This window comes from Methylovorus sp. MM2 (assembly GCF_001648895.1).
Taxonomy (GTDB): domain Bacteria; phylum Pseudomonadota; class Gammaproteobacteria; order Burkholderiales; family Methylophilaceae; genus MM1.
In genome coordinates, this window is record NZ_LXUF01000001.1 from 1 (window position 1) to 25,001 (window position 25,001).

The 25,001-nt window shown below is 47.3% G+C and carries 27 protein-coding genes; 10 read left to right on the forward strand and 17 right to left on the reverse strand.

Translation table 11 applies throughout. The features are described 5' to 3' along the window. Positions 1-305: hypothetical protein (locus A7981_RS12185; protein WP_217234040.1), on the forward strand; the 305-nt coding region annotated here is incomplete at its 5' end. A gap of 18 nt (positions 306-323) precedes the next feature. Here A7981_RS12185 and tyrS read toward each other — a convergent pair. Next, positions 324-1,520: a tyrosine--tRNA ligase gene (tyrS, locus tag A7981_RS00005; protein ID WP_067262245.1), complete on the reverse strand. Its 1,197-nt coding sequence runs from the start codon at positions 1,518-1,520 to the stop codon at positions 324-326. 92 nt (positions 1,521-1,612) lie between these two features. Between tyrS and A7981_RS00010 the strand changes: the two genes are divergently transcribed. From A7981_RS00010 to gltA, 3 genes are read left to right on the forward strand one after another with little or no spacing between them, the layout of a single operon-like run. Next, entirely contained in the window at positions 1,613-2,989 is a 1,377-nt protein-coding gene (locus A7981_RS00010) for a M23 family metallopeptidase (protein ID WP_067262248.1), read from the forward strand. 12 nt (positions 2,990-3,001) lie between these two features. After that, positions 3,002-4,096 carry an anhydro-N-acetylmuramic acid kinase gene (locus tag A7981_RS00015; protein WP_088178017.1) on the forward strand — a complete coding sequence of 365 codons (1,095 nt, stop codon included), beginning with the start codon at positions 3,002-3,004 and terminating at the stop codon, positions 4,094-4,096. Positions 4,097-4,145: 49 nt separating this feature from the next. Further along, positions 4,146-5,441, forward strand: a complete 1,296-nt coding sequence (gltA, locus tag A7981_RS00020) for a citrate synthase (protein ID WP_067262264.1) — start codon at positions 4,146-4,148, stop codon at positions 5,439-5,441. Positions 5,442-5,537: 96 nt separating this feature from the next. Here the strand turns inward: gltA and erpA are convergent, their stop codons facing one another. The 15 genes from erpA to A7981_RS00095 all read right to left on the reverse strand — a co-directional run bounded on the left by erpA (position 5,538) and on the right by A7981_RS00095 (position 18,017). After that, on the reverse strand, positions 5,538-5,888 hold the full coding sequence (gene erpA / locus A7981_RS00025) for an iron-sulfur cluster insertion protein ErpA (protein WP_067262266.1): 351 nt from the start codon (positions 5,886-5,888) through the stop codon (positions 5,538-5,540). A gap of 55 nt (positions 5,889-5,943) precedes the next feature. After that, positions 5,944-6,351, reverse strand: coding sequence for a polymer-forming cytoskeletal protein (locus tag A7981_RS00030; protein ID WP_067262269.1), 408 nt, complete (start codon positions 6,349-6,351; stop codon positions 5,944-5,946). A 62-nt stretch (positions 6,352-6,413) separates the two neighbouring features. Continuing rightward, on the reverse strand, positions 6,414-7,124 hold the full coding sequence (locus A7981_RS00035; protein WP_067262270.1) for a DUF6776 family protein: 711 nt from the start codon (positions 7,122-7,124) through the stop codon (positions 6,414-6,416). 15 nt (positions 7,125-7,139) lie between these two features. Beyond that, the gene (gene argC, locus A7981_RS00040) at positions 7,140-8,180 is read right to left on the reverse strand and encodes an N-acetyl-gamma-glutamyl-phosphate reductase (protein ID WP_067262273.1); all 1,041 of its coding nucleotides are present in this window, start codon (positions 8,178-8,180) and stop codon (positions 7,140-7,142) included. Positions 8,181-8,357: 177 nt separating this feature from the next. Beyond that, the gene (gene rpsI / locus A7981_RS00045) at positions 8,358-8,750 is read right to left on the reverse strand and encodes a 30S ribosomal protein S9 (protein WP_067262276.1); all 393 of its coding nucleotides are present in this window, start codon (positions 8,748-8,750) and stop codon (positions 8,358-8,360) included. A 10-nt stretch (positions 8,751-8,760) separates the two neighbouring features. Continuing rightward, the gene (rplM, locus tag A7981_RS00050; protein ID WP_067262277.1) at positions 8,761-9,201 is read right to left on the reverse strand and encodes a 50S ribosomal protein L13; all 441 of its coding nucleotides are present in this window, start codon (positions 9,199-9,201) and stop codon (positions 8,761-8,763) included. 104 nt (positions 9,202-9,305) lie between these two features. Further along, positions 9,306-10,178 carry a 4-hydroxybenzoate octaprenyltransferase gene (gene ubiA / locus A7981_RS00055; protein WP_067262279.1) on the reverse strand — a complete coding sequence of 291 codons (873 nt, stop codon included), beginning with the start codon at positions 10,176-10,178 and terminating at the stop codon, positions 9,306-9,308. Next, positions 10,175-10,723 (reverse strand): chorismate lyase, encoded by a 549-nt coding sequence (locus A7981_RS00060; protein ID WP_067262282.1) that lies wholly within the window; start codon positions 10,721-10,723, stop codon positions 10,175-10,177. Before A7981_RS00060 ends, ubiA begins: the two co-directional genes overlap by 4 nt. Positions 10,724-10,766: 43 nt before the next feature. Then, positions 10,767-12,857, reverse strand: a complete 2,091-nt coding sequence (gene recG / locus A7981_RS00065) for an ATP-dependent DNA helicase RecG (protein ID WP_067262285.1) — start codon at positions 12,855-12,857, stop codon at positions 10,767-10,769. A 2-nt stretch (positions 12,858-12,859) separates the two neighbouring features. After that, positions 12,860-13,237: a RidA family protein gene (locus A7981_RS00070; RefSeq protein ID WP_067262288.1), complete on the reverse strand. Its 378-nt coding sequence runs from the start codon at positions 13,235-13,237 to the stop codon at positions 12,860-12,862. 36 nt (positions 13,238-13,273) lie between these two features. Beyond that, positions 13,274-13,906, reverse strand: a complete 633-nt coding sequence (locus A7981_RS00075; protein WP_067262292.1) for a pyridoxamine 5'-phosphate oxidase family protein — start codon at positions 13,904-13,906, stop codon at positions 13,274-13,276. A gap of 67 nt (positions 13,907-13,973) precedes the next feature. Then, the gene (locus tag A7981_RS00080) at positions 13,974-16,193 is read right to left on the reverse strand and encodes a bifunctional (p)ppGpp synthetase/guanosine-3',5'-bis(diphosphate) 3'-pyrophosphohydrolase (RefSeq protein ID WP_067262294.1); all 2,220 of its coding nucleotides are present in this window, start codon (positions 16,191-16,193) and stop codon (positions 13,974-13,976) included. An 84-nt stretch (positions 16,194-16,277) separates the two neighbouring features. Continuing rightward, positions 16,278-16,490, reverse strand: a complete 213-nt coding sequence (rpoZ, locus tag A7981_RS00085) for a DNA-directed RNA polymerase subunit omega (RefSeq protein ID WP_067262297.1) — start codon at positions 16,488-16,490, stop codon at positions 16,278-16,280. Between the two features lie 27 nt (positions 16,491-16,517). Then, a complete protein-coding gene (gmk, locus tag A7981_RS00090) occupies positions 16,518-17,129 on the reverse strand; it encodes a guanylate kinase (RefSeq protein ID WP_067262300.1) in 612 nt (203 codons plus the stop codon). 21 nt (positions 17,130-17,150) lie between these two features. Next, positions 17,151-18,017, reverse strand: a complete 867-nt coding sequence (locus A7981_RS00095) for a YicC/YloC family endoribonuclease (RefSeq protein ID WP_067262303.1) — start codon at positions 18,015-18,017, stop codon at positions 17,151-17,153. Between the two features lie 108 nt (positions 18,018-18,125). Between A7981_RS00095 and A7981_RS00100 the strand changes: the two genes are divergently transcribed. The 6 genes from A7981_RS00100 (at position 18,126) to hemW (ending at position 22,837) form a co-directional block, all read left to right on the forward strand. Beyond that, on the forward strand, positions 18,126-19,064 hold the full coding sequence (locus A7981_RS00100; RefSeq protein WP_371440348.1) for a serine/threonine protein kinase: 939 nt from the start codon (positions 18,126-18,128) through the stop codon (positions 19,062-19,064). Continuing rightward, on the forward strand, positions 19,061-19,984 hold the full coding sequence (locus A7981_RS00105; RefSeq protein ID WP_067262306.1) for a PP2C family serine/threonine-protein phosphatase: 924 nt from the start codon (positions 19,061-19,063) through the stop codon (positions 19,982-19,984). Before A7981_RS00100 ends, A7981_RS00105 begins: the two co-directional genes overlap by 4 nt. A 70-nt stretch (positions 19,985-20,054) precedes the next feature. Beyond that, positions 20,055-20,771: a ribonuclease PH gene (gene rph / locus A7981_RS00110; protein ID WP_067262307.1), complete on the forward strand. Its 717-nt coding sequence runs from the start codon at positions 20,055-20,057 to the stop codon at positions 20,769-20,771. Positions 20,772-20,787: 16 nt separating this feature from the next. Then, positions 20,788-21,378: an RdgB/HAM1 family non-canonical purine NTP pyrophosphatase gene (gene rdgB, locus A7981_RS00115; protein WP_067266284.1), complete on the forward strand. Its 591-nt coding sequence runs from the start codon at positions 20,788-20,790 to the stop codon at positions 21,376-21,378. After that, positions 21,378-21,605 carry a hypothetical protein gene (locus A7981_RS00120; RefSeq protein WP_067262310.1) on the forward strand — a complete coding sequence of 76 codons (228 nt, stop codon included), beginning with the start codon at positions 21,378-21,380 and terminating at the stop codon, positions 21,603-21,605. The genes rdgB and A7981_RS00120 overlap by 1 nt, the downstream gene beginning before the upstream one ends. A gap of 29 nt (positions 21,606-21,634) precedes the next feature. Beyond that, entirely contained in the window at positions 21,635-22,837 is a 1,203-nt protein-coding gene (gene hemW / locus A7981_RS00125) for a radical SAM family heme chaperone HemW (protein ID WP_067262312.1), read from the forward strand. Here the strand turns inward: hemW and A7981_RS00130 are convergent. Next, complete coding sequence (locus A7981_RS00130; RefSeq protein WP_067262314.1) at positions 22,817-24,931, reverse strand: bifunctional diguanylate cyclase/phosphodiesterase; 2,115 nt, start codon at positions 24,929-24,931, stop codon at positions 22,817-22,819. The two genes, hemW and A7981_RS00130, sit on opposite strands and share 21 nt — an antisense overlap. Between the last annotated feature and the right edge of the window lie 70 nt (positions 24,932-25,001).

Genomic DNA, 25,001 nt, shown 5'->3' on the forward strand with positions numbered 1-25,001 from the left:
TTGAGTATCAACTTAAATCAAAGATTTCGCACATCCCAACCAAAGTCAGGCAGCTCGTCCATCTAAGCCAATTTCACCCAATCCATAAGCACTCACACCTATCGATTGTCCAGTTTGTTAAAGAGCGGGTAATTCGTTTCTCGCTACGCTTCGTAACAAGAGGTGCGCATTATACAGGCCGCATCGTATCGGTCAAGAGAAATGTGAAACTTTTATTTCTCTGCTGCATCCTTGCTCGCCGCGTATTACTTAAGCGAGGCGCGCATTTTACAGGTGTCAGAGAAACCGTCAATAGGCTTTTGTGAAATTCTTTTAATTAATTGCTATTTGAGGTGGATTCGCGCGAATTTACGCTTACCGACTTGCGCGACAACAGAGGTGTTCTTTGCAACAGATAATCCCTTGTCTTCGACTTTCTCGCCATCCAGCCTCACGCCGCCCTGTTCGATCATACGCATGGCTTCAGAAGTGCTGGCAACCAGATTAGCCTGCTTTAGTAGCTGACTAATGGATATATGGCCTTGTGATAAGACGATCTCTATCTCCGGGACTTCATCAGGGATTCCACCTTTTGAACGTAGCTCGAAATTTTCCAATGCTTGCCCTGCAGCCGCATGTGAATGGAAGCGGGCAACGATCTCCTGAGCAAAGCGCACTTTAACGTCGCGCGGATTACCGCCCGTGTTTACCGTTTGCTTCCAAAGCGCGATGGCTTCAATCGATTCGAAAGATAGCAGCTCTATATAACGCCACATCAATTCATCTGAGATCGACATGAGTTTGCTGAAGATGTCGTTAGCAGGTTCAGCGACCCCTATATAGTTGCCTAAAGATTTAGACATCTTATTAACGCCATCCAGACCCTCAAGTAGTGGCATAGTCAACACACACTGCTGACTTTGGCCTGCCTGCTTTTGCAATTCACGCCCCATCAGCAAGTTGAATTTCTGGTCGGTACCGCCAAGTTCGACATCCGCCTTTAAAGCAACAGAGTCATAGCCTTGTAGTAACGGGTATAGAAACTCATGGATAGCGATTGGCTGATTACTTTTATAGCGCTTACTAAAATCATCACGCTCAAGCATGCGAGCGACAGTATGGCTGGCTGCAAGCTTTAACATGCCGGCAGCGCCCAGATTGGTCAACCACTGAGAGTTGAAGACTACTTCTGTTTGTTCAGGTTTTAATATCTTGAACACTTGATCAGCATAAGACTTGGCATTCTCTTGCACCTGAGCCTCAGTCAAAGGCGGGCGCGTCGCACTCTTACCAGTTGGGTCACCAATCATGCCAGTGAAATCACCGATGAGGAAAAGCACGTGATGCCCCAAATCCTGAAATTGACGCAGCTTATTAAGTAAGACTGTATGGCCTAAATGCAAATCTGGCGCAGTAGGATCAAAGCCCGCTTTTACCCTCAGCGGCTTGCCTGTCTTTAATTTCTCTATTAATTCCTGCTCTATTAATAGCTCATCGCTACCACGCTTGATGGTTGCTAACTGTGTATCCAACGGGATCATAACAATATGTGTCACCTATTTTAGCTGCGCCTTCACCATACGATTTTTTTCTGTTAGCATGCTCTCTCATTTATGTATTTGAGATAGCGCCAATGCAGCCTTCATCGCCGCAGCAAAGCGAGCTTAGTTCTGAAAAGTCGAGCTATAAACACCGCATTTTAACGCAAAACCTAGCATTTAAAGCACGTAAGCTACGTATCCGTTGGTTAATTGCAATTTCAAGTATTCCGCTTTTCGGTATTTTCACAGCTTTTGGTATTGCTCCTCAAACCATCACGCAGGATATTCCAGTCTCGACGATTATTGAGTCAGTTGCACTTCCACAAATAGATGCGCCGTTTGATCTATCCGCTGTGCAAAATGAAAGTTTCTGGCAAACAGATCAAGTACGCCGTGATGACACGCTGGCAAGTTTGCTCTCACGATTAAATATTCGGAACTCAGAAGCGATCAGCTTTTTACGTAACAGCCCAGATGCGCGCGCGTTTTCATCGCAACTGCGCCCAGGCCGCTCAATTCAGGCACAAACCAACCAAGACGGTGATCTACTCAAACTACAATATCAAGTAGATGCAAATTCTGTATTGAGTGTAGATCGCATTGAGTCAGGTTATCGCGCGCAGATGCAGGCCAATAAGCTTGAAACGCATAGCGTCTTGAAATCAGCCGTCATTAGAAGCTCACTTTTCGGTGCGACCGATGCTGCTGGCATTCCTGACCAGATCGCCATACAGATGGCAGACATCTTTTCATCTGATATCGACTTTCATACCGACTTACGCCGCGACGATCATTTCGTTGTTGTATATGAGGCAAGCTATAGCAATGGTGAACTAGTCAGAACTGGCCAAGTATTAGCAGCCGAATTCGTTAACCAAGGCAAAACCTACCGTGCGGTCATGTATCGCAACCCTGAAGGCCAAGTAAGCTACTACACACCAGATGGTAAAAACCTGCATAAGTCATTCTTACGCTCTCCGCTAGAATTTACACGTATTAGCTCAGGTTTTAGCTTAGGGCGCCTGCACCCTATTCTGAATACAATTCGTGCACACAAAGGTACCGACTTCGCAGCGCCGATTGGCACAGGCGTTAAAGCGCCCGCGGATGGCGTAGTGTCGTTTGCCGGGGTAATGAATGGTTATGGCAATGTTGTCATCATTCAGCACCTCAACGGCATCAGTACTAAATATGGACATCTTTCAAGATTTGCAGCCAATGTTCGCAAAGGTATGAAAGTATCTCAGGGTAATTTAATAGGTTATGTTGGCATGACGGGCTTAGCCACTGGCCCGCATCTACATTATGAATTCATGATCAATGGTGAAAACCGCGATCCGCTCAAGGTCGCTTTGCCAAATGCAATTCCTATCGCACCTAAGTACAAAGCAGCATTTGTCGAGCATAGCGCAAATCTGGTTTCGCAACTTCAACTGCTAAGCAAGAGCAACCTTGCTTTGCTAGAGTGATATCTCACCGCAGTGAAGCGTGAGTTATTCATAGGCTTGATGTCCGGCACAAGCCTTGATGGGGTTGATGCAGTCATCGTTGAGTTTGCCGGACAATCCTGCCAAGTCCTGAATACCTGCGCATTACCATATCCATCAGCGTTACGTTCTGAACTTATGGCGCTACATATGGCAAGTGACAATGAGCTGGAACGCACTGCCTTAATTTCCAACCAGTTATCTTATCTATATGCCGAAGCGGTCCAGCAACTATTAAGTGCTGCGAAGCTACAACCGCGAGATATTACCGCCATTGGCTGTCATGGCCAGACTTTACGCCACCGCCCGGAATTAGGCTTTACTTTGCAGATAGGCAATCCTGCATTGCTGGCCGAGCTCACAGAGATCACAGTCATCGCAGATTTTCGTAGTCGTGATATCGCGGCCGGTGGGCAAGGGGCGCCGCTCGTACCAGCATTTCATCAAGGTGTTTTCGCTGATCCCAGTATCAATCGCGTCATTGTGAATATCGGCGGCATCGCCAATCTAACAAGCCTGCCGATAGATGGAAAGATCATCGGCTTCGACTCTGGACCTGGCAACATGTTGATGGATAGCTGGATTGAAAAACATCTCGATAAACGCTACGATGAAGACGGCAATTGGGCACTTAGTGGCATCCTCATCCATGAGTTATTCGATAAGTTGATCGTCCATCCGTATTTTGATGAGTTACCCCCCAAAAGCACCGGTCGCGACACGTTCAATCTGGCTTGGCTGGAAACATATCTCGATCCAAGATATCTGCCTGAAGATGTGCAGCGCACATTACTTGAGTTAAGTGCCGCCAGCATTGCATTGGCTACACATAAATATTGCGGCACAATAGAGGAAATGTATCTTTGCGGGGGCGGTGCACACAACCATGCACTTTTTCAGCGCTTACAGCAATTATTGCCAGATATAAAAATCCAGCTGAGCGATGAATTAGGCATCGGCATCAATTGGGTAGAGGCAACCGCTTTTGCTTGGCTAGCCAAGCAGTGCTTTAATCAACAGCCAGGCAACCTGCCTGAAGTGACAGGCGCAAAAGGTCTACGCATACTAGGTGCGATTTATGCTTGTTAGAATCAAGTCTGCAACGCATTTTGCTTAAATAAAATAATCTGAATAATTTATGAAAAAACCTACAAAAGTCACACTTACTTTCGATAATGATTTAGCGCCCATTGAACTGCCAATACTTTCAGGGAAGCTTGGCCCCGATGTAATCGATATCCGCAATCTTGGTAAACACGGCATCTTTACCTATGATCCAGGTTTTCTATCGACCGCCTCTTGCAGCTCGGCCATCACGTTTATCGATGGTGATGAAGGCCTGCTTTATTATCGCGGCTACCCGATAGAACAGTTGGCTCAACACTGTGACTTCATGGAAGTATCTTATTTACTCATCCATGGTGAATTGCCAAATAGCGATCAAAAAAAGAGCTTTACTGAGACCATCACCAAACACACTATGGTGCATGATCAAATGACCAATCTTTTCCGTGGATTCAGGCGCGATGCGCACCCGATGGCGGTTATGGTAGGCGTCATCGGCTCGATGTCAGCGTTCTACCACGATGCCATGGATATCCGCGATTCAGACAGCAGGGAGATGTTGGCTTATCGCCTGATTGCCAAAGTACCGACTGTGGCGGCTTGGAGCTATAAGTACAATATGGGTCAGCCCTTCATGTATCCGCGCAACAACTTTAACTATGCTGAGAACTTCATGCATATGATGTTCGCAAACCCCTGTGAAGACTATACGCCCAACCCCATCTTGGCTAAGGCATTGGACCGCATATTGATCCTGCACGCAGATCATGAGCAAAATGCATCGACCTCCACAGTTAGACTAGCTGGCTCAAGTGGCGCAAATCCATTCGCCTGTATCGCAGCAGGTATCGCGTCTTTGTGGGGTCCAGCACATGGCGGTGCAAATGAAGCCGTACTCAAGATGTTGGAAGAGATTGGCGACATCTCGAATATCGGTAAATTCATCGAACGCGCCAAAGATAAGAGCGATAGCTTCCGCCTCATGGGCTTCGGTCACCGTGTGTATAAAAATATAGACCCACGCGCCACCATGATGCGCCAGACATGTCATGAAGTTCTGGAAGAGTTGGGTTTAGGCGATGACCCATTATTCAAGGTGGCGATGGAGCTGGAAAGAATCGCACTCGAAGATGAATACTTCATTAGCAAGCGCCTCTACCCTAACGTCGATTTCTACTCAGGCATCGTGTTACGTGCAATGGGAGTTCCAACCAATATGTTCACTGCAATCTTCGCACTGGCACGTACAGTTGGTTGGGCCGCGCAGTGGAATGAGATGATATCTGATCCTGAAGCCAAGATAGGACGCCCACGTCAGCTATATACAGGCGAGATACGTCGGGCTTTTGTTACTCTTGATAAGCGCTAATCTGCCATAAATCCATGGTTGCCTTTGCGCCACAATAGTGTTGATCAAAAAAATAAAGGGGCTGTGTGCCCCTTTATTTTTTGAAGATCGAATGATCTATGCTGAAAATGATGATCCACAACCACAGGTGCTCGTCGCATTCGGGTTACGAATCACGAATTGAGAGCCTTGCAGGCTATCCTGATAGTCGATCTCGGCACCCATTAAATACTGCAGACTCATCGGATCGATCAATAAGGTCACTTCATCTTTCTGCACTTGCGTATCGTCTTCATTCACGATCTCTTCGAAAGTAAAACCGTATTGGAAGCCGGAGCAACCGCCGCCGCTGACGAATACACGTAGCTTAAGATCTGGCGATCCTTCTTCTTCAATCAGCTCTTTTACCTTTTTTGCTGCATTATCAGTAAAGACTAATGGGCTGGGCATTTCGGTAATAGCGTTCATTTCTAGCTCCTTAAATTCCTAATTTGAATCATTATCCTGCGCACAAAGTGCGTGGTCAATCTTTATCAACAAGCAAAGCAGGATGTGACTCGACAGCACCTTCGCCAAGATAAATCAATTTACCCTCAACTACGGCACCTGTATGCATCTCTAAAGATTTATAATACACATCTCCAACGACCCTGGATTTTGTCTGTAGTTCAATATATTCATTAGCACGTACCGGCCCTTTTATCTTGCCATTGACCACGACATGGGAGACGGTGACCGCACCTTCGATATGCGCACTTTCGCTCAAAACCAGCGTGCTGGCTGTCGACGAGCTTTCGGTCACATTGCCACGAATGCTCCCATCGATGCGTAATCCACCAGTAAAATTAATATCACCATCAATTTTGGTTTCTTCACCAATCAGTGTATCGATTCGGTTCTGTGCTTTGTTTGGGTTGTTCTTTGCAAACATATCTTCCTCTTCGCTATATCAACTGCACTATATATTTACTATGTTATATATCTACGGCACCATCAAGTTGGCAGGTCAGTTTTCTGAGAGATTCTGGGTTGACTAACACCACTCTCAAAAAAGTTTGCTTCTACTACCCCTTTTTGAATATCTGAAGGTAATGTGAAAACGCCATCGATCCGCTGAAAATATTTAAAATTCACGATGATCTCCACTGAATTAGCACCTTCTCCCGTCAGCGGTAACGTTATGATCTTTCCGCCTTGTATAGTATTGAGCGCCAGCTTCATACTACCTTTAACAAAAGCGTCATGCTTGCCTGATTGCACCAGCATAATATGGTATTCATATTGATTAGCTTGTGCGGCCTTATTCAATTTGAAGCTTTGGAGCTTCAATTCGCCAATCACTGCTTTTTCATTGAGTATATTCTGGTAAAAGGCGAGGTCTTCCTTCAACCTGACATCCTCATCCTGTAACTGTGCAAGCTCTTTGGTTAAATTGCTTTGCGCAGCGCGCTCAACCTGCAATTGACGCTCAGCATGTACTACTTTGGCACGCAACTGCTGATTCTCACTCTCAGCCTCGCCAAAATGGCGGGTAAGCTTGGCAACCTCATCTGCTGAATATCGCCAGCTACCGCACACAAAGCCAAGAGCCAGTAGCAAGATGCCCATTAAGATAGACCAATACCAAGGCCGTTGAGAGCGCACTGCAACATGTTTTGCAGTGACTCCAAAGTGACGCTTAAACCCTCGGGCTACTCTTCGCATACCTTGATATCAACCTTATGGTAAAAGCGGCACGACTTCCAGACCGGTATTCTCCGGCAGGCCAAACATGATATTGAGATTCTGCACTGCCTGTCCTGCAGCACCTTTCACCAAGTTGTCGATCACGGACAAGACCACCACAGTATCACCACCTTGCGGCCTATGCACGGCAATACGACATTGGTTAGACCCTCTCACTGACCGAGTCTCAGGATGAGAACCATTAGGCAATACATCCACAAAACGTTCATTCGCATAACGGGACTCGAATAACTGCTGCAAATCGACATCTTTATTCAGCTTTGCATAGAGCGTCGCATGGATCCCACGAATCAATGGTGTCAAATGCGGAACAAAGGTCAAACCAATGGCCTTCTTAGCCATCATAGTGAGCCCCTGGCTGATTTCTGGCAAATGTCTATGGCCTGATACTCCATATGCCTTAAAGTTGTCCCCAGCCTCTGCAAACAGGCTATGTACCTCTGCCTTACGGCCAGCACCGCTCACACCCGACTTCGCATCAGCAATCAAGTAACTCTCATCTACGACGCCAGCTTCGAGCAATGGCATAAATCCTAATTGCACAGCCGTTGGATAGCATCCAGGATTAGCAACTAGCTGCGCAGACTTTATCTGCTCACGATTCAATTCAGGCAAACCATATACCGCTTCTGTAATGAGTTCCGGGCAAGCATGCGTCATGCCATACCATTTCTCCCAAACCGTCACATCCTGGATACGGAAGTCTGCCGCAAGATCGATCACCCTGACGCCTTTGGCGATGAGATCACGGGTCTGTTGCATGGCGATTCCGTTAGGTGTCGCAAAAAAGACCACATCACAGGTACTCAGATCTGTTTGTGCAGGATCGACAAAACTCAGACCGATATAGCCACGCAAGCTCGGGAACATATCTGCTACAGGCAGCCCGGCTTCACCACGGGAAGTGATCGCAGTGATGTCTACATTCGGATGAATGGCTAATAATCTTAATAACTCGACACCGGTATACCCTGTGCCACCAACGATACCGACTTTTACTTTTTTTGTTTGCATAATGATATTTCTTTTTAGTGCTTGATCAGTCTAGTTAAGCATTCCATGTTATCAAAGCTTGAGACTGATTCAAAATGAAGCATTAAAGAACAAACTCATTTACGGCACATTGCGATTAAGCTGAAATGCAAAAAGCCGCAACAAGTGCGGCTTTTTGATATTGCATACAGCTTAAGCTTAGCGCTTGGAGAACTGTTTACGACGACGTGCTTTACGTAGGCCGACTTTCTTACGTTCAACTTCGCGTGCATCGCGAGTAACGAAACCAGCTTTAGACAATGCACTCTTCAGCGCAGCATCATAGTCAATCAGGGCACGTGTGATACCGTGACGCACTGCACCAGCTTGGCCAGATTCACCACCACCGTTGACGTTAACCAGAATGTCAAAGCTACTTACGTTGTCGGTCAATTCTAATGGCTGACGCAAAATCATGCGTGAAGTCACGCGTGAGAAATATTCATCAGCTGGCTTATCGTTGATCACGATATTGCCTTTGCCAGATTTCAGGAAAACACGGGCTGTCGAGCTTTTACGACGGCCAGTACCATAATTATATTTACCAATCATTGTTTAATCCTTACGCTTGGCTTGGAAGAGCCAAAGGTTGAGGCTGTTGTGCAGCATGATCATGCTTGGCACCAGCGTAAACTTTCAATTTGCGGAACATTGCATAGCCCAAAGGACCTTTTGGTAACATGCCCTTTACAGCTTTCTCAAGCGCGCGACCTGGAAAACGTTCTTGCATCTTGCCAAATGTCGTTGTTGAGATACCACCTGGGTAACCTGAGTGACGGTGGTAAAGCTTATTCAAGTCTTTAGTACCAGTCACTTTGATTTTGTCGGCGTTGATTACAACAATATAATCGCCCGTATCAACGTGCGGTGTATAAATAGTTTTATGCTTGCCACGCAAACGGTGGGCAATCTCGCTCGCCAAACGGCCGAGCACTAAATCCGTAGCATCTACTACGAACCAGTCACGCTTTACTTCATGCGTTTTTGCTGAAAAGGTCTTCATCCGGACAACCACTAATCGCTGAAAAAATTAAGAGGGCGATTCTATGTCATAGGTTTACGGTTTGTCAAACGATATCTGGGGTTGAATGCATCTTTCATATTGAATTAATGCACAAATGTATTGGCGACCAAGCCTAACAATATGACGGCGCCTAACCAATTATTATGCAAGAAGGCTTTGAAACAGGAAGCACGCTCCCTGTGCCTAATCAGGAAATAATGATAGATGCTAATGGCGATCGCACCAAGCAGGCCGATGTAGTAAGGCCAATTCAATGTTAAGGTCATGCCGATATAAGTGAGTATAAACAGCATCGCCGCGTAACACAGCATGATGGCGACAACATCATAACGCCCAAACAATATCGCTGAGGATTTGATACCAATCTTCAGGTCATCCTCCCTATCAACCATCGCGTACTCGGTATCGTAGGCAATCGACCAGAATATATTGGCGACCAACATCAACCACGCAACCAAAGGCACAGTTCCTGTCAGCCCTGCATACGCCATCGGAATGCCAAAACCGAATGCAATACCAAGATAGGCTTGGGGAATAGCAAAGAATCTTTTGGTAAAAGGATAACTCGCCGCTAAGAATAAAGCTGCAAACGAGAGTAGGATCGTCAGCTTATTAAGAAACAGCACAAACAAAAAAGCAGATAAAGATAAGACGCCAGCAAGAATCAGTGCTTCTTTCACGCTGACTTCTTTAGTGGCTAAAGGACGCAGACTGGTGCGTTGTACCTGACCATCAAAATCACGATCAGCAATATCATTCATCACGCAACCGGCCGAGCGCATCAATATCGTCCCCATGACGAAGATACAGACGACTATCCAATTGGGATGGCCGTTACCGGCAAGCCATAATGCCCATAGCGTCGGCCAGAGCAATAGCAAGATTCCTATTGGCTTATCCAGCCGCATGAGGCGTTCGTAAGCATCCAACTTCTTTAGCAACGTTTCGAGTTTCATAATGCTAAAACCTCCGGCAAAAATATCTCAGTCACTAAAATAACTGCTTTATTTAATCTGAAGATCGATCGGCGTGCCCACAAGAATGATGGTACGACATCGACACTTTGGGCGACAAGCGCATACAGATCATGATGAGGCAATAACTTTTTATATGCCAGTGGCGTACGCATGACTTTTGGGTTGGTAAATAGCGCTCCACCGAGCGGTTTATTGCCTAATCTACCAAGCCCATGCCATCTGCCACGCATACTATTGCGCGGCAATATACTATGCGCGACGACGACTGGAGTGCCATTAGAAATAAGATGCACATCTCTTACCAAGACTAACTTAGATTTTTTAAGGTTTAGCAAAGCCACCTCATCTTCATAAGGCTTTGCGTAGTGAACATCAATAGGTTTGACAGCAAATCTTTTCGATGCTCGCTGCAACCGACTAGTCAAGGAACCGCCATCAATCAACCAATGATGATAATGCCCACTATTGATAGGCTTATTCAGCCATCCTGCCCGGGTAGAAGATAAGCGGTCGAGAACTTTCAAAACGTGAGATAGACAGACGGGAATTGGACGTTGAGATTCTACCTTAAACTTTGACTAATTCTTCTGCATGCATCAACCATCTGGCTAAATGCTTTTCCACAGCTTGGGGATCATCACTCAGTAATCGATCAGCCAGTTTTTGCACTATCTCCAGCAAATCAGCATCGCGCTCAAGATCAGCAATCTTCAACATCGGCACACCACTTTGCCGTACACCAAGAAATTCGCCCGGGCCACGTAACGCCAAATCTGCTTTTGCGATTTCAAAACCATCATTGGATTCATAGATGATTTTGAGGCGCGCGCGCGCGGTCTCTGAGAGAGGCTTACTTTGATATAAAAGGATGCACGCACTTTTTGCGGCACCACGCCCAACGCGCCCGCGCAATTGGTGTAACTGTGACAGCCCCATGCGCTCTGCATGCTCAATGACCATCAAGCTGGCATTGGGTACATCTACCCCGACCTCAATCACTGTCGTTGCGACCAGTAATTGAATCACACCCGCTGTGAATTCTTGCATGACAGCCTGCTTCTCGGAAGCTTTCATGCGCCCATGCACCAGCCCGACACGTAGATCAGGAAAAGAAACCTGCAAAGTCTCATAAGTATCCATCGCCGTTTGCAGCTGCAATGCTTCGGATTCTTCAATCAGCGGGCAAACCCAATAGGCCTGGCGACCTTCCATACAGGCCTCACGGACGCGCGCAAGCACTTCTTCACGACGTTCATTAGAGACGAGCCTAGTGGCTAAGGGGCTACGGCCGGGGGGCAACTCATCGATCACCGAGACATCTAGATCAGCGTAATAGCTCATGGATAATGTTCGCGGGATAGGTGTCGCCGTCATCATAAGCTGATGCGGCTCTTTGATAGTGCCTGCCTTTTCCCCTTTTTGCCGTAACGACAAACGCTGCTGCACACCGAAACGATGTTGCTCATCGACAATAGCAAGGCCAAGTTTGGCGAATATCACCTGCTCTTGAAATAAAGCATGCGTACCGACAACTAACTTTGCTTTGCCACTCACGATGAGTTCAAGTGCGGCATCGCGTTGCTTTTTATTCTGGCTGCCGGAGAGCCACGCTACCTCAATATTTAAAGGGGATAGCCAGCTTTGCATCTTTTTATAATGCTGTTCGGCCAATATTTCTGTAGGGGCCATGATGGCGACTTGCCAGCCATTTTCAATGGCCTGCAATGCAGCCATCGCAGCAACGATGGTCTTGCCACTGCCCACATCGCCTTGCAAAAGACGTTGCATAGGATGTGACTGCTCAAGATCGCGGCCTATCTCCAACGCGACCTTTTGCTGGGCTGCGGTCAATGCGAATGGCAGACTTTTTAGTAATGCAGTGATCAACGTTCTGGAAGGCTTGAAAGCCGGAGCGCCAACGCGTCGCCGTCGCGCATGGTGCTTACGCATCGAAAGCTGCTGCGCAAGTAACTCATCAAATGCCAAACGACGCCAAGCTGGCGCAGCACGATCTTCCAAAGCATGCATATCGGCATCGGGCAAAGGATGATGTAAGGAATTCAATGCGTCTTTAAAAGAAGGTAAACCTAGTTTGGCATATGTCGACGTCGGGAGCGTCTCATCAAGATCTCCATAACTTAATGCCCATGTAATGCATTTTCGTAAAGTACCTTGCGTTAAACCAGCCGTCGTTGGGTATACGGGAGTCAGTGTCTGCAATACGGGCTCATCCTCCCGCACTGCCCGATATTGGGGATGCACCATCTCCCACCCAAAGAAACCACCGCGCACATCACCCAGTACGCGTAAGTGAGCGCCAACTTTTAGCGCATTGATCTGACTAGGATAAAAATGCAGAAAGCGCAGACTGATCTGGCCAGTATCATCCTGCAATCGACAGATGAGCGCCTTACGAGGTTTATATTGGACTTCGGCTTGAATGATTTCGCCTTCGACTTGTGCCTGCTCACCACTACGTAACGCACGGATAGGGGTGATGCGCGTCTCATCGATATATCGTAAAGGCAGGTGCAGCAGCAGACCTTGTAGATGAGTGATACCCAGCTTTTGCAAGCGGGCTTGCATGGGCTTAGTTATCGCCTTGATGTCAGCCAGCTTGCTCAGGACAGTACTATCTTGATTCGTTAGGGTCGGGATGATTAAAGGACGATGACGCCATCAGCCTCGACTAAAGCACCTCTCGGCAAAGACGCAACACCCACAGCCGCGCGTGCAGGATATGGCTGAGTAAAGTATTCCGCCATGATGCTATTCACCAGCGCAAAATTAGAAAGGTCTGTTAGAAATACATTCAACTTCACCACATCGCTCAATGATCCACCAGACGCCTCAGCCACGGCTTTCAGGTTGGTAAAAACACGATGGATCTGCGCTTCTACGCCATCAACCAGCTCCATGCTGGCTGGATCAAGACCGATCTGACCAGAAAGATAAACCGTGCCATCTACTTTGACTGCTTGTGAATACGTGCCGATGGCCTTAGGTGCATGATCGGTATGGATGATCTCTTTTGCCATTTCTGTTCCTGTTAAATAATAGTAAGTCTTAAAAAATTAATTACGGTTAATGGCTGCCAGTACATCTTGATCATGCCCGGCCAAGTGCTCATCGTACGTCGGTAGAACATCTGCGACAATCTCAAGGCTCTTCCATGGGGCCGCCGGTGTCTCACAGGCTACTTTGGGCACAAAATCAGATGTTTCCAGGATATCCATCTTATGAATATAGCGTGGGCAATTAGGAAAAGTCTCACGCACTTTCACTCGCACGACCAGTTTTGCCTCCGGCCAATTTGCAAGCAACGCATCATCAAGCGTAATTGTCGCCACACCATTGACGCGAATTCGAGCCTGACGATTAAAGTCTATAAACAAAAGGCCAACCTGGCCATTCACCAGCACATTACCCGCTGACATAAACATGCCGTTACCATCATAGATAGGAAAAGCAAGTGTGGTTTCATCCACCACTTTGACTAACCCGACATCTCCACCTTTATATGAACAGTTGGCTTGACCTTTATCATCAACTGTCGCCAGAAAGAACATATTTTGCGCCTCAATGAAAGCTGCATCAGATGGACTGATCAAAGGCTGGATGATGCCAGCTTGCAACCGATCAGCTAGTCGCCTTGTATCGAATTTATCCTGTAATTGCCGATTACCTTCATGAAAATATTCGCTCATAAAATCTCCTCTTCAATTTTTATGTCGGGCTTTTTACCCGATCAGTCATTGTGGTCAATGCTTCTGATTATTGTATTCTTTGTTCAGCGCCTGCACCCTTCACCCGATTGATACGCACGACGTCCGGGATCTTACGCAGACGACGCATTAGTTCGGCCAGATGCGCACGATTCTCGACCTGCACCGTAAAATGCATGTTGGTATAGCTGCTGTCATCCGACTCCATACTCACGTTATCAATATTGGAACCCGCGTCAGCGATAGCCGCTGCAATCTTCGCAAGCATGCCCCGCTGATTAGCCGCCGCAAGCTTAAGGTTGACCTTGAATAAGCGCTTACTGTCAGGATCCCACTCCACATCTAGCCATTTTTCCGGGTCGACACGGAATTTGCGGATGGCAGGGCAATCATGCGTATGAATCACAAGCCCCTTATCTTTATTGATAAATCCTAAGATCGGGTCACCCGGGATAGGACGGCAACACTGTGCGAACTGAACCGCCATGCCTTCAGAACCACGAATGGTAATGGTGCCAAGCTGCTTATTATTTTGCTTGGCCTGACCTTCAAACGGTTCTTCACCCATCGCCAATAACTGATGCGCCACCATCACGTTTAGGCGTTTACCAAGCCCGATGTCGGTCAAAATCTCTTCTTTATTCTTGGCGTTGTAATCGCGCAGCAGTTTCTGCCAATGTGTATCGTTGATCGTCGCGGGATCAGCATGCAAAGCACGCACAGCCTGATTCAGCATACGCTCACCCAAGTGGGCAGACTCACTGGACTGCATCGCTTTAAGGAAATGTCGAATATGCGCACGCGCTTTACCAGAGGCGACATAGTTCAACCATGCGGGATTGGGGTGGGAATGCGCTGCGGTAATGATTTCGACATGATCGCCATTGTGCAGCTCCGTCCTCAATGGCGCTAATTCCTGATTGATTTTCACGGCCACACAGCGATTACCGATATCGGTATGCACGGCATAGGCAAAATCGACCGCTGTCGCGCCTTTGGGCAACGCCATGATCTTGCCTTTAGGCGTGAACACATAGACTTCATCGGGGAATAAATCCACCTTGAAATGTTCAAGGAACTCCAGTGAGTCAGCGCTCTCACTTTGTATATCCAACAAACGTTGCAGCCATTGGTGCGTCTGTTGCTGCAAAGCCGTCAGGTGGGCATCTGTGGTTTTGTAAAGCCAGTGTGCAGCAACACCTGCATCGGCGATATTGTGCATCTCGCTGCTACGTATCTGTACTTCTATTGGCGTGCCAAACGGGCCAAAAAGTGTAGTGTGCAAAGACTGATAGCCATTTGCCTTGGGGATCGCGATATAGTCCTTGAACTTACCGGGAATCGGCTTATACAATCCGTGCAAGACACCTAGCGCCAGATAACAAGTCGGCAAATCTTTCACAATGACGCGAAAGCCGTAGATGTCATAGATCTGCGAGAAAGTAACGGTCTTGCCTGTCATCTTTTTATAGATGCTATATAAGTGCTTCTCACGGCCTGTGATATCAGCATCGATATGCATCTCTTCGAGACGGTGTTTAAGTGAATCGAGAATCTTGCCGACAACTTCTTTACGGTTTCCGCGTGCAGCTAGAATAGCTTTGCTGATGACGCCATAGCGCATCGGATAGAGATACTTGAAGCTCAGATCTTCAAGCTGTTGGTAGATCGCGTTCAGACCTAATCTATTAGCGATAGGCGCATAGATCTCTAGCGTTTCTCGTGCGATCGTACGTTGTTTCTCTGGGCGCATCACATCCAGTGTGCTCATGTTATGCAGACGATCCGCCAGCTTGACGAGAATCACACGCACATCTTGCGACATCGCAAGTAACATTTTGCGGAAATTCTCCGCTTGCGCCTGTGTGGCACTTTGGAATTCGATCTTATCAAGCTTGGAAAGGCCATCAACCAGTTCAGCCACTTGCTTGCCGAACTGCTCACTCACCTCTTGTTTGGTAACGCCAGTATCTTCTACGACATCATGCAATAAAGCTGCGATCAAGGTCGGCACATCCATATGCAATTCAGCAAGGATGCAGGCAACAGATACAGGGTGTGTGATATAGGGTTCGCCGCTCTTACGCATTTGACCTTCATGCGCGGCAGCACTGAAACGGTAAGCTGACCAGACGAGAGCAATATCCTCGAATTTGAGATATTCCCTAAGTCGCAGCGTAAGTTGAGAGTCCTCGCTATCCGCAGGAAGCAAGGGGGGCGGGGATGGTTTTAATGATTCTGCCGAATGTTTTGCGGCTGATTTGGGCATAACATTTTTCTAGTCGAAAAAACAACAAAAATACCCAGCCAGAGCGACCCATGAAATAGGTAGCTTTGGCGGTGAACTTACAGCTTATGCATGTCCACGATTCAGTACTTCCAATCCGACCTTGCCAGATGCGATCTCGCGCAGCGCCAATACGGTCGGCTTGTCTTTCTGACCATGTGTATTTACCAATGGTTCAGAACCATTCGCCAACTGACGTGAGCGATATGCCGCTACTAAAGTTAACTGGAAACGGTTAGGGATTTTTTCCAAACAATCATCGACTGTAATACGTGCCATGAGACTTTCTCCCGAAAAACCTAATAATTAAATGAGCGCATTGATAAGCGCTTGATGTCGTTCTGTCTGTGCCTGCAACTTCAGTCGTTGCGCGCGGATGATTGCGCGCAAATCGTCGAGTGCCACTTCAAAAACGTCATTGATTGTAACATAGTCAAACTCTGCCACATGGCTCATCTCATCCCTTGCGACAGCTAGCCGCTTGGCGATCACTTCTTTGCTATCCTGACCACGATCATGTAAGCGCTGCTCAAGCGCTTCGATAGAGGGTGGCAATATGAAGATGCTAATCGCCTGTGGGTAAAGCCTGCGCACTTGCTCAGCACCCTGCCAGTCGATTTCCAGTATCAGGTCATTGCCTTGCTTCAATACACTATCCACTCTGGTTTGCGAAGTTCCATAGCGTGCGCCATGCACTTCTGCGCTTTCCAGAAAATCGCCTTCGCCCAACATTTCCAGAAATGTCGCCTCATCTACAAAGTGATAGTGTTCAGCATCGACCTCACCCGGCCTTGGTTTGCGGGTCGTATACGAGACAGATAGCTTGATCTGCGGATCTGCGGCCAGCAGTTCGCGCACCAAGCTGGTTTTACCTGCGCCTGAAGCCGCAGTAATAATAAAAAGATTGCCTGATATCATTTAAATATACTTTGCCTTTAACTATTCAATATTCTGTATCTGCTCGCGCATTTGCTCAATCAGTATCTTAAGCCCCATTGAAACTTGCGAGACTTCTGTAGAAACTGATTTCGAGCCTAGCGTATTTGCTTCACGGTTCAATTCCTGCATGAGGAAATCCAAACGCTTACCCGCCGCTGCATCGGCATCGAGAATGCGCTTCACTTCTTCAATGTGGGCGGTTAGGCGCGTTAGCTCTTCATCTACGTCGATACGTTGAGCGAAGATCACCAGTTCTTGTCTGATACGGTCATCGTCAATGCCTTTGATGCTATCTTGCAGCTTGGCAGTCAGCCTTTCCTGATAAGCCTTCACCTGTTGTGGTAATAAAGGTTTGACCTGCGCAACTAAGCGTTCCATCTCTGTCAGGCGTTCAAGAATGATCGCTTTCAGTTTGGCGCCTTCTCGTGAGCGGGATGCGCTCATATCTTCAAGCACTTTGCCCAAACCTTCACGTACAGAAGCTTCCAGATCCCCATCTACAGTATTTTCATTCACGATGACACCTGGCCAGCGCAGGATGTCAGCCACACTCAAAGCGCGGCTCTCGGGGAAGTGCGCCTGTACAGTAGTTGTCATCTGAGCCAATTGTTGCAATACCAGAGGATCAAGCTCAGTCTGTTTAGCGCTATTGGCCAAAGGGATCAGACTCATCCTGCATTCGACCTTGCCACGCCCCAGTTTAGCCGTAATCAGCTCACGCGCCAGTGGTTCAAAGCTACGGACTTTATCATCCAGCTTCATTTGTAATTCGAGATATCGGTGATTGACTGAGCGAAGCTCTATCAATAGTAAACCAGCCGGTATTTCGTGCTCTATTGCAGAAAATCCGGTCATGCTAAAAATCATTTAGTTAATTCCATGTTAAATTTGACCTATGGTACCAAATTCGGCACAAATCATGCCAAAATAGACAGGCACTTACGGTCAATGATGAAGATGTACAACTCGGCAAAGATAGAAGCCTCTCACAATCACGCATTACCAGCCGGACACCAACTACAAGACTATGAAATCAAAAAGGTCTTAAGCGCTGGTGGTTTTAGCTTTGTATACGTCGCACATGATAAGAACAGCCAGACCGTTGCTATCAAAGAATATCTACCGACAGCCTTAGCTCTACGCACAGAAGGCGCGATTGTAAACATTAATTCACCCGAAGCTGCTGCCAGCTTTAAACATGGCATGAAATGTTTCTTTGAAGAGGGTCGTGCCCTCGCTAACATCAATCACCACAATATCGTGCGCGTGCTTAACTTCTTCCGCGAGAATGAGACCGTGTACATGGTCATGCAGTACGAGCGCGGCAAATCCCTGCAAGAAATCATATTAGATCGCCACACACCAATCAGTGAACACTCGGCACGCAGTATATTCAGCGAGTTACTCAATGGATTACGCGAAGTACATACCCACAAACTATTGCATCTTGATATCAAGCCTTCAAATATCTATATCAGGCTGGATGGTTCACCTGTATTGCTGGATTTTGGTTCGGCACGTCATACGCTTTCAGATAACCAGACCTATTTACCGCCTAGTTATACGCCTGGCTTCGCCTCACCAGAACAATATACCGACAGAAAACTGCTAGGGCCATGGAGCGACATATACAGTGTAGGTGCCAGTATCTACGCCTGTATGATGCGTGCCGCCCCCATGGCAGCAGATCTACGTGTCAAGGAAGATAAGCATATCCCTGCAAAAAAAATCGGCAAGGGTATCTATTCAGATAAGCTATTGGATATCATTGATAGTTGCATGGCGTTGAATCACTTTGATCGACCACAAAGCGTATTTGCATTACAAAAAGCGCTAAGAGAGGATTTAGCATCTCACGATAAAAGGTATGGCTTTTTTAATAAACTTAAGACCTACTTGAATAAACCATTATGAAATTTTCTGTGTATCAGGGGAGCAGGCAAGGACCACGTCCTTATAATCAGGATAGGCTCGCCTATTCATACAGCAAGGATGCGATATTGCTGGTCATCGCCGACGGCATGGGCGGGCACAGGCATGGCGAGGTCGCTGCACAGCTAGCAGTGAAAGTGCTAGTAGAGAATTTCCAGTTGCAATCTGAGAGCATGAAGAATCCAGCAGATTTTTTACATCAGAATATTCTGGACATCCATAAAACCATCGACAATATCCGAGAAAAGCGCGGACTGCTTGAATCACCCCGCACCACGATTGTAGCGGCCATCATTCAGCACGATTATTTATATGCCGCCCACGTAGGCGATTCACGACTTTATCATTTCCGAAATAAAAAGATCATTTACAGAACCGAAGATCATTCCGTAGTGCAAATGCTCTACCGCAAAGGCCAGCTGGATACCCAATCCATGCTGATCCACCCGCAACGCCACAAGATCTATAACTGTGTCGGCGGGGATAAGGTGCCGGATATTGAGCTGACCATCAAACACAAGCTGAAAGATGGCGATACGCTCCTGCTTTGCACTGATGGCCTATGGTCGGCGATCAGTGATGATGAGATCAACCAGACGCTACAGAACAATCCCGTCAATGTATCAGTCCCTAAAATGCTCGAGTCTGCAGAAACAGCTGCTGGCAAAGAAGGCGACAATATGAGCGCCATTGCGCTTGAGTGGGGTAACAAACCGGATGATAAATTGTCGGTTTCCACCATGACCATGCCGCTAGGCGCGACAACGACCATCATGAATCCGGTGACTTATCAGCAGACGATTCGTAATGATGCTGGCTTTGACGAGCCGGATCTAACCGATGACGAAATCGAGCGCGCTATCAGCGATATCCAGAACGCCATCCACAAAACTGGCAACTAATTACAAAATAGCAGGCTGATAGCAACGCGTGGTTGGCTTATAATCCAGTTTTAAGCATTCAGGAATCGCCATGCGCCCAAGCAATCGCAAACCAGATCAACTTCGTTCTGTTGAGATCATCCGCCATTACACCAAACACGCTGAAGGCTCTGTGTTAGTGAAGTTTGGTGATACCCATGTACTTTGCACAGCCAGTGTCGATGAAAAAGTGCCCGGTTTCTTGCGCGGCAAGAACCAAGGCTGGGTAACCGCAGAATACGGCATGCTACCGCGCTCGACCGGTAGCCGCATGGATCGCGAAGCGGCAAAAGGCAAACAGTCCGGCCGTACACAAGAGATACAGCGGCTCATTGGGCGCAGCTTGCGCGCGATTATCGATTTACAGAAGCTGGGTGAACGCAGCATTCAGATCGACTGCGATGTCATTCAAGCCGATGGCGGCACCCGAACAGCCAGCATCACAGGTGCTTACGTAGCACTGCATGATGCGATCAGTGGATTACTCGAAAAAGGACTAATTGCAGAATCGCCACTAAAAGATTCAGTCGCAGCGATCTCCGTAGGCGTTTACAAAGGCACGCCTGTACTTGATCTGGATTATATTGAAGATTCGGACTGCGATACCGATATGAATGTGGTAATGACGGGCAACGGCGGTTTTGTGGAAATTCAAGGCACGGCCGAAGGTGAGCCGTTTAATGCAGAAGAGATGAGCAGCATGCTCGCATTGGCGAATAGCGGTATTAAAGAATTATCGATCAAGCAAAAATCTGTATTAGGCCTTTAATTAAGTGACCCAAGCATTGAAAAAACTAGTGATTGCGAGTGGTAACGCGGGAAAACTGCGAGAGATAGCACATTTACTACAGCCACTGAATATCGAAGTATTATCACAATCACACTTTAATGTGCCTGAAGCTGAAGAGCCGTACGTTACATTCATTGAGAATGCTTTGGCAAAAGCACGTCATGCCAGCGAGCATACCGGCTTGCCAGCGTTAGCAGACGATTCCGGTATCTGTGTCGATGCACTGAATGGCGCGCCCGGCGTATTTTCGGCGCGCTTTGCCGGCGAGCCGAAATCCGATGCGCGCAATAATGAAAAGCTGCTGCAAGAACTAAATGGCAAGAACAACCGTCAAGCACACTATTACTGCGTCATCGTGCTGGTGCGCCATGCCAATGACCCGCAGCCAATCATTGTAGAAGGTATCTGGCAAGGCGAGATCTTAACTGTACCTCAAGGTGATGGCGGATTTGGCTACGACCCATTATTTCTTGATGATAAAACTGGAAAAGCGGCTGCCGAGTTGGCGCCTGAGATAAAGAACCGCATCAGCCACCGCGGACAGGCGATGAGTAAACTATTACAAAAACTGGAACACTTGGATTAATGACGAGCACCAAGAACAATTGGCCCAAATGGTTGCGCGACGACGGCAGCGTGGTCTCGTGCACCGAAAAAGTCAAAGTCATGACTGAGAATTTTGACGAGCTTAAACAAATCGCACAGGATGCACTGGAAGATGGCTTGCTGATGGAAGTCGGTGAGAACCAGATGCGTGAAGCCTTGCATAAACTCGTCGACGATCTGATCAATCCATACAATAAGCTCGACTAAGCTTAACCATCGTTTAAGCGATACATTTCATGATTCCTATCATCCCTGTTAGTGATACTCGCCCTTTAGCGGGTGAGATAACGCTCACGGGATTACGTAACCCACCGCCACTCAGCTTATATATCCACATCCCCTGGTGTGTGCGTAAATGCCCTTATTGCGATTTCAACTCTCATGAATCACGCAACCCGATTCCAGAGACCGCTTACGTCGATGCATTGATCGCAGACCTTGAGCAGGCCACCCCGAATATCTGGGGACGTAAGGTACGCAGCATCTTCTTTGGCGGCGGCACCCCCAGCCTTTTTAGTGCTGAAGCCATTGATCGTATATTGAGCAATGTGCGTGCGCTGGTGCAATTGGAATACGATGCTGAGATCACGCTAGAAGCCAACCCGGGCACATTTGAAGCAGAACGTTTTGCCGGATTCAAAACCGCTGGCGTCAATCGTCTCTCACTGGGCATACAAAGCTTTAATGAAAAACACTTAAAATCTTTAGGCCGCATTCACGATGCAAAAGAAGCACGGAACGCCGCAAAGCATGCCATCGACATCTTCGGCAACGTCAATCTAGACCTGATGTACGGATTACCAGAACAAACGATGGAAGAAGCCCTCAATGATATTCAAACAGCCATTGATCTTGGGCCAACGCATATCTCCGCTTATCACTTAACACTCGAGCCGAATACGCCCTTTTACCATAAGCCTCCTGTACTGCCAGACGATGACAGCAGTGCCGAGATGCAGGAATCAATAGAAAACCTGCTCGGCAAACATGGTTATGAGCATTACGAAACCTCTGCTTTTGCCAAACATGGTAAGCGTTGCCGTCACAACCTCAATTATTGGCTCTTCGGTGACTATTTAGGTATTGGCGCTGGTGCGCATAGCAAGCTCAGCTTTCATGACCATATCATGCGCCAATCGCGCACCAAACAACCCAATGCCTACATGAAAGGCACAGTAGATAATACGCATATCGATAGTGAACGCATACTTGAAAAAGAAGATTTCGGATTTGAATTCATGATGAATGCGTTACGACTTACCGAGGGATTCGATATCACACAATTCAGCGCCACAACTGGTAAATCATTAATCTCTATTGAAGCAGCTTTGCGTAAGGCCGAACAAAAAGGCTTGATCTCAAGAACGCCAACCCATATTGCTCCCACGCTACTCGGGCAACGCTTTTTAAATGAGCTTTTACAGCTTTTTATGGATTAGTTCTTTCGGCACAGAGCTATCTACCAACCGTACACCGGTCACTTTATCAGCAGGTACAGGGCGCCCCAACAAGAACCCTTGCAAAGTATCACAACCCAATTGACGCAAGAACTCTTGCTGAATTTCCGTCTCAACACCTTCAGCTACGATACGTAAGTTTAATGTATGCCCTAGCGCGATGATCGCCGATACGATGGCAGCATCATCTGCACCACCCTCCAGATTACTAATAAATGCTCGATCTATTTTGAGCTCACTCGCAGGGAAGCGTTTTAAGTAAAGCAAACTAGAGTAACCCGTACCAAAATCATCAATCGAGATATCCACCCCCAACTCAGTGATGCGCTGGAGTATATCTTGCGTATTATTCACATCCTGCATAGCAGTCGACTCAGTAATCTCAAGCATTAGACTACTTGCAGGCAAGTTGAATTGTGCTAAGGCATTTTTCACGGCATCGATCAAATACTCATGGCTAAATTGCAAGGCTGAAAGATTGACCGCTACTTTCCAATCAACATGCCCAGCGTCATACCAAATACGCATCTGACGACAAGCTTCTATCAATACCCATTCACCAATCGCGATGATCAAGCCAGATTTCTCTGCCATCGGGATAAACTGGTCTGGCGCCACCATACCGCGCTCAGGGTGCTCCCAACGCAAAAGTGCTTCGACCCCAATCATATGGCTATCAATAGCATCGAATTTCGGCTGGTAAAACAGCCTGAACTCTTTACGTTCCAAGGCTACTCGTAAATCTTGTAACCATTGCAACTGATTCTGGGCATTGATATTCATCGATGTCTCGAAAAAATGGTATCCATCTCGTCCTGCACGCTTGGTGTGATACATAGCAGCATCAGCATTCATTGCAAGATCACGATAATTGATGCCATCCTGTGGATAGATAGCTATACCGATACTGGCAGATACACGGAGATCATGTTTATCAACATGGAAAGGTTGTTTAATTGTTTGATTGATCTTGTCGGCAATCGTAGCAGCGTCTTCAGGCACGGCTGGTTCGACCAGCACAACGAACTCATCGCCACCCAGACGCGCTATCGTATCTTGCGCCCGTAATGAATGGCTAACGCGCTCGGCCATTTCGATTAACAATAAATCCCCAACATGATGCCCTAGTGAATCATTGATCGCCTTGAATCCATCAATATCCATGAACATCAATACGAAGCTGCCATGACCTCGCTCGGCTTTCTGTATCGCCTGATGTACTCGGTCTTCCAATAATGCGCGATTAGGTAATTTAGTCAGAGCATCATGCAAACTCTGTTGCAGCAATTCGTAGTTTGCATCCGCCAATGATTGCGCAAGTAGCGCAGTACGAGATTCAAGCCGCGCATCCAGTATCGAAGTCAGCAATGCGATAACCAAAATGGCCACCGTAGCAATTACCACCATGATCGCCAATGAGTCCATATTGGCACCCTGCACAGCTACCGTACATATGCTACCAATGGGAAACTGTGCCGCCGCCATGCCGGTGTAATGCATCCCCACAATCGCTATACCCATGACGATTGCAGCAGCTAGACGCGCCTCCATCACACGGGGAGTGTGCTTGCGTAGGTGAAAAGCAATCCAAAGCGCGGCACCTGAAGCCGCAATCGCAATCAATAATGAGACTGAAAATAACCACGGCTCATACACAATTGCAGGCTGCATACGCATCGCAGCCATGCCCGTGTAGTGCATGGTCGCGATACCAGTCCCCATCACCAGCGCACCAGCGATCAGTCTTTTAATCGGAAGAATCGGCTGGCTGACTTGCCACAAGGCAAACCATGAAACACAAACTGCAATGAGCAATGACAATAAGGTGATATAGATGTCATAACCTAAAGGAATAGGCAGGCTAAAGGCCAGCATACCCACGAAGTGCATGGACCATATACCGGTACCCATCGCAAATGCACCACCCAACAACCACCAATCTGCGGCTCGTCCAGTTGCGGTACTAATACGACCCGCCATATCCAAGGCAGTATATGAGGCAAGAATAGCCACGAGCAGTGATATCACCACCAATGGAATATCATAAAAAGTATCTAGAAAATAAGCTTCAGGCACGATAAAACGACTTTTTTAATTAACAAAAGCTATTGAGCAAGTTTTAGGCCTATCTATAAAGTAAACATCG

Coding starts and splice junctions, on each gene's coding strand:
- A7981_RS00035 (WP_067262270.1), bottom strand. CDS start 7,124: ATGCGAAGAGTAGCCCGAGGGTTTAAGCGTCACTTTGGAGTCACTGCA.
- A7981_RS00070 (WP_067262288.1), bottom strand. CDS start 13,237: ATGGCAAAAGAGATCATCCATACCGATCATGCACCTAAGGCCATCGGC.
- erpA (WP_067262266.1), bottom strand. CDS start 5,888: ATGAACGCTATTACCGAAATGCCCAGCCCATTAGTCTTTACTGATAAT.
- A7981_RS00075 (WP_067262292.1), bottom strand. CDS start 13,906: ATGAGCGAATATTTTCATGAAGGTAATCGGCAATTACAGGATAAATTC.
- hemW (WP_067262312.1), top strand. CDS start 21,635: ATGATTCCTATCATCCCTGTTAGTGATACTCGCCCTTTAGCGGGTGAG.
- A7981_RS00095 (WP_067262303.1), bottom strand. CDS start 18,017: ATGATTTTTAGCATGACCGGATTTTCTGCAATAGAGCACGAAATACCG.
- A7981_RS00120 (WP_067262310.1), top strand. CDS start 21,378: ATGACGAGCACCAAGAACAATTGGCCCAAATGGTTGCGCGACGACGGC.
- A7981_RS00030 (WP_067262269.1), bottom strand. CDS start 6,351: ATGTTTGCAAAGAACAACCCAAACAAAGCACAGAACCGAATCGATACA.
- rplM (WP_067262277.1), bottom strand. CDS start 9,201: ATGAAGACCTTTTCAGCAAAAACGCATGAAGTAAAGCGTGACTGGTTC.
- rpoZ (WP_067262297.1), bottom strand. CDS start 16,490: ATGGCACGTATTACAGTCGATGATTGTTTGGAAAAAATCCCTAACCGT.
- A7981_RS00080 (WP_067262294.1), bottom strand. CDS start 16,193: ATGCCCAAATCAGCCGCAAAACATTCGGCAGAATCATTAAAACCATCC.
- rph (WP_067262307.1), top strand. CDS start 20,055: ATGCGCCCAAGCAATCGCAAACCAGATCAACTTCGTTCTGTTGAGATC.
- ubiA (WP_067262279.1), bottom strand. CDS start 10,178: ATGAAACTCGAAACGTTGCTAAAGAAGTTGGATGCTTACGAACGCCTC.
- A7981_RS00105 (WP_067262306.1), top strand. CDS start 19,061: ATGAAATTTTCTGTGTATCAGGGGAGCAGGCAAGGACCACGTCCTTAT.
- gltA (WP_067262264.1), top strand. CDS start 4,146: ATGAAAAAACCTACAAAAGTCACACTTACTTTCGATAATGATTTAGCG.
- rpsI (WP_067262276.1), bottom strand. CDS start 8,750: ATGATTGGTAAATATAATTATGGTACTGGCCGTCGTAAAAGCTCGACA.
- A7981_RS00010 (WP_067262248.1), top strand. CDS start 1,613: ATGCAGCCTTCATCGCCGCAGCAAAGCGAGCTTAGTTCTGAAAAGTCG.
- argC (WP_067262273.1), bottom strand. CDS start 8,180: ATGCAAACAAAAAAAGTAAAAGTCGGTATCGTTGGTGGCACAGGGTAT.
- tyrS (WP_067262245.1), bottom strand. CDS start 1,520: ATGATCCCGTTGGATACACAGTTAGCAACCATCAAGCGTGGTAGCGAT.
- gmk (WP_067262300.1), bottom strand. CDS start 17,129: ATGATATCAGGCAATCTTTTTATTATTACTGCGGCTTCAGGCGCAGGT.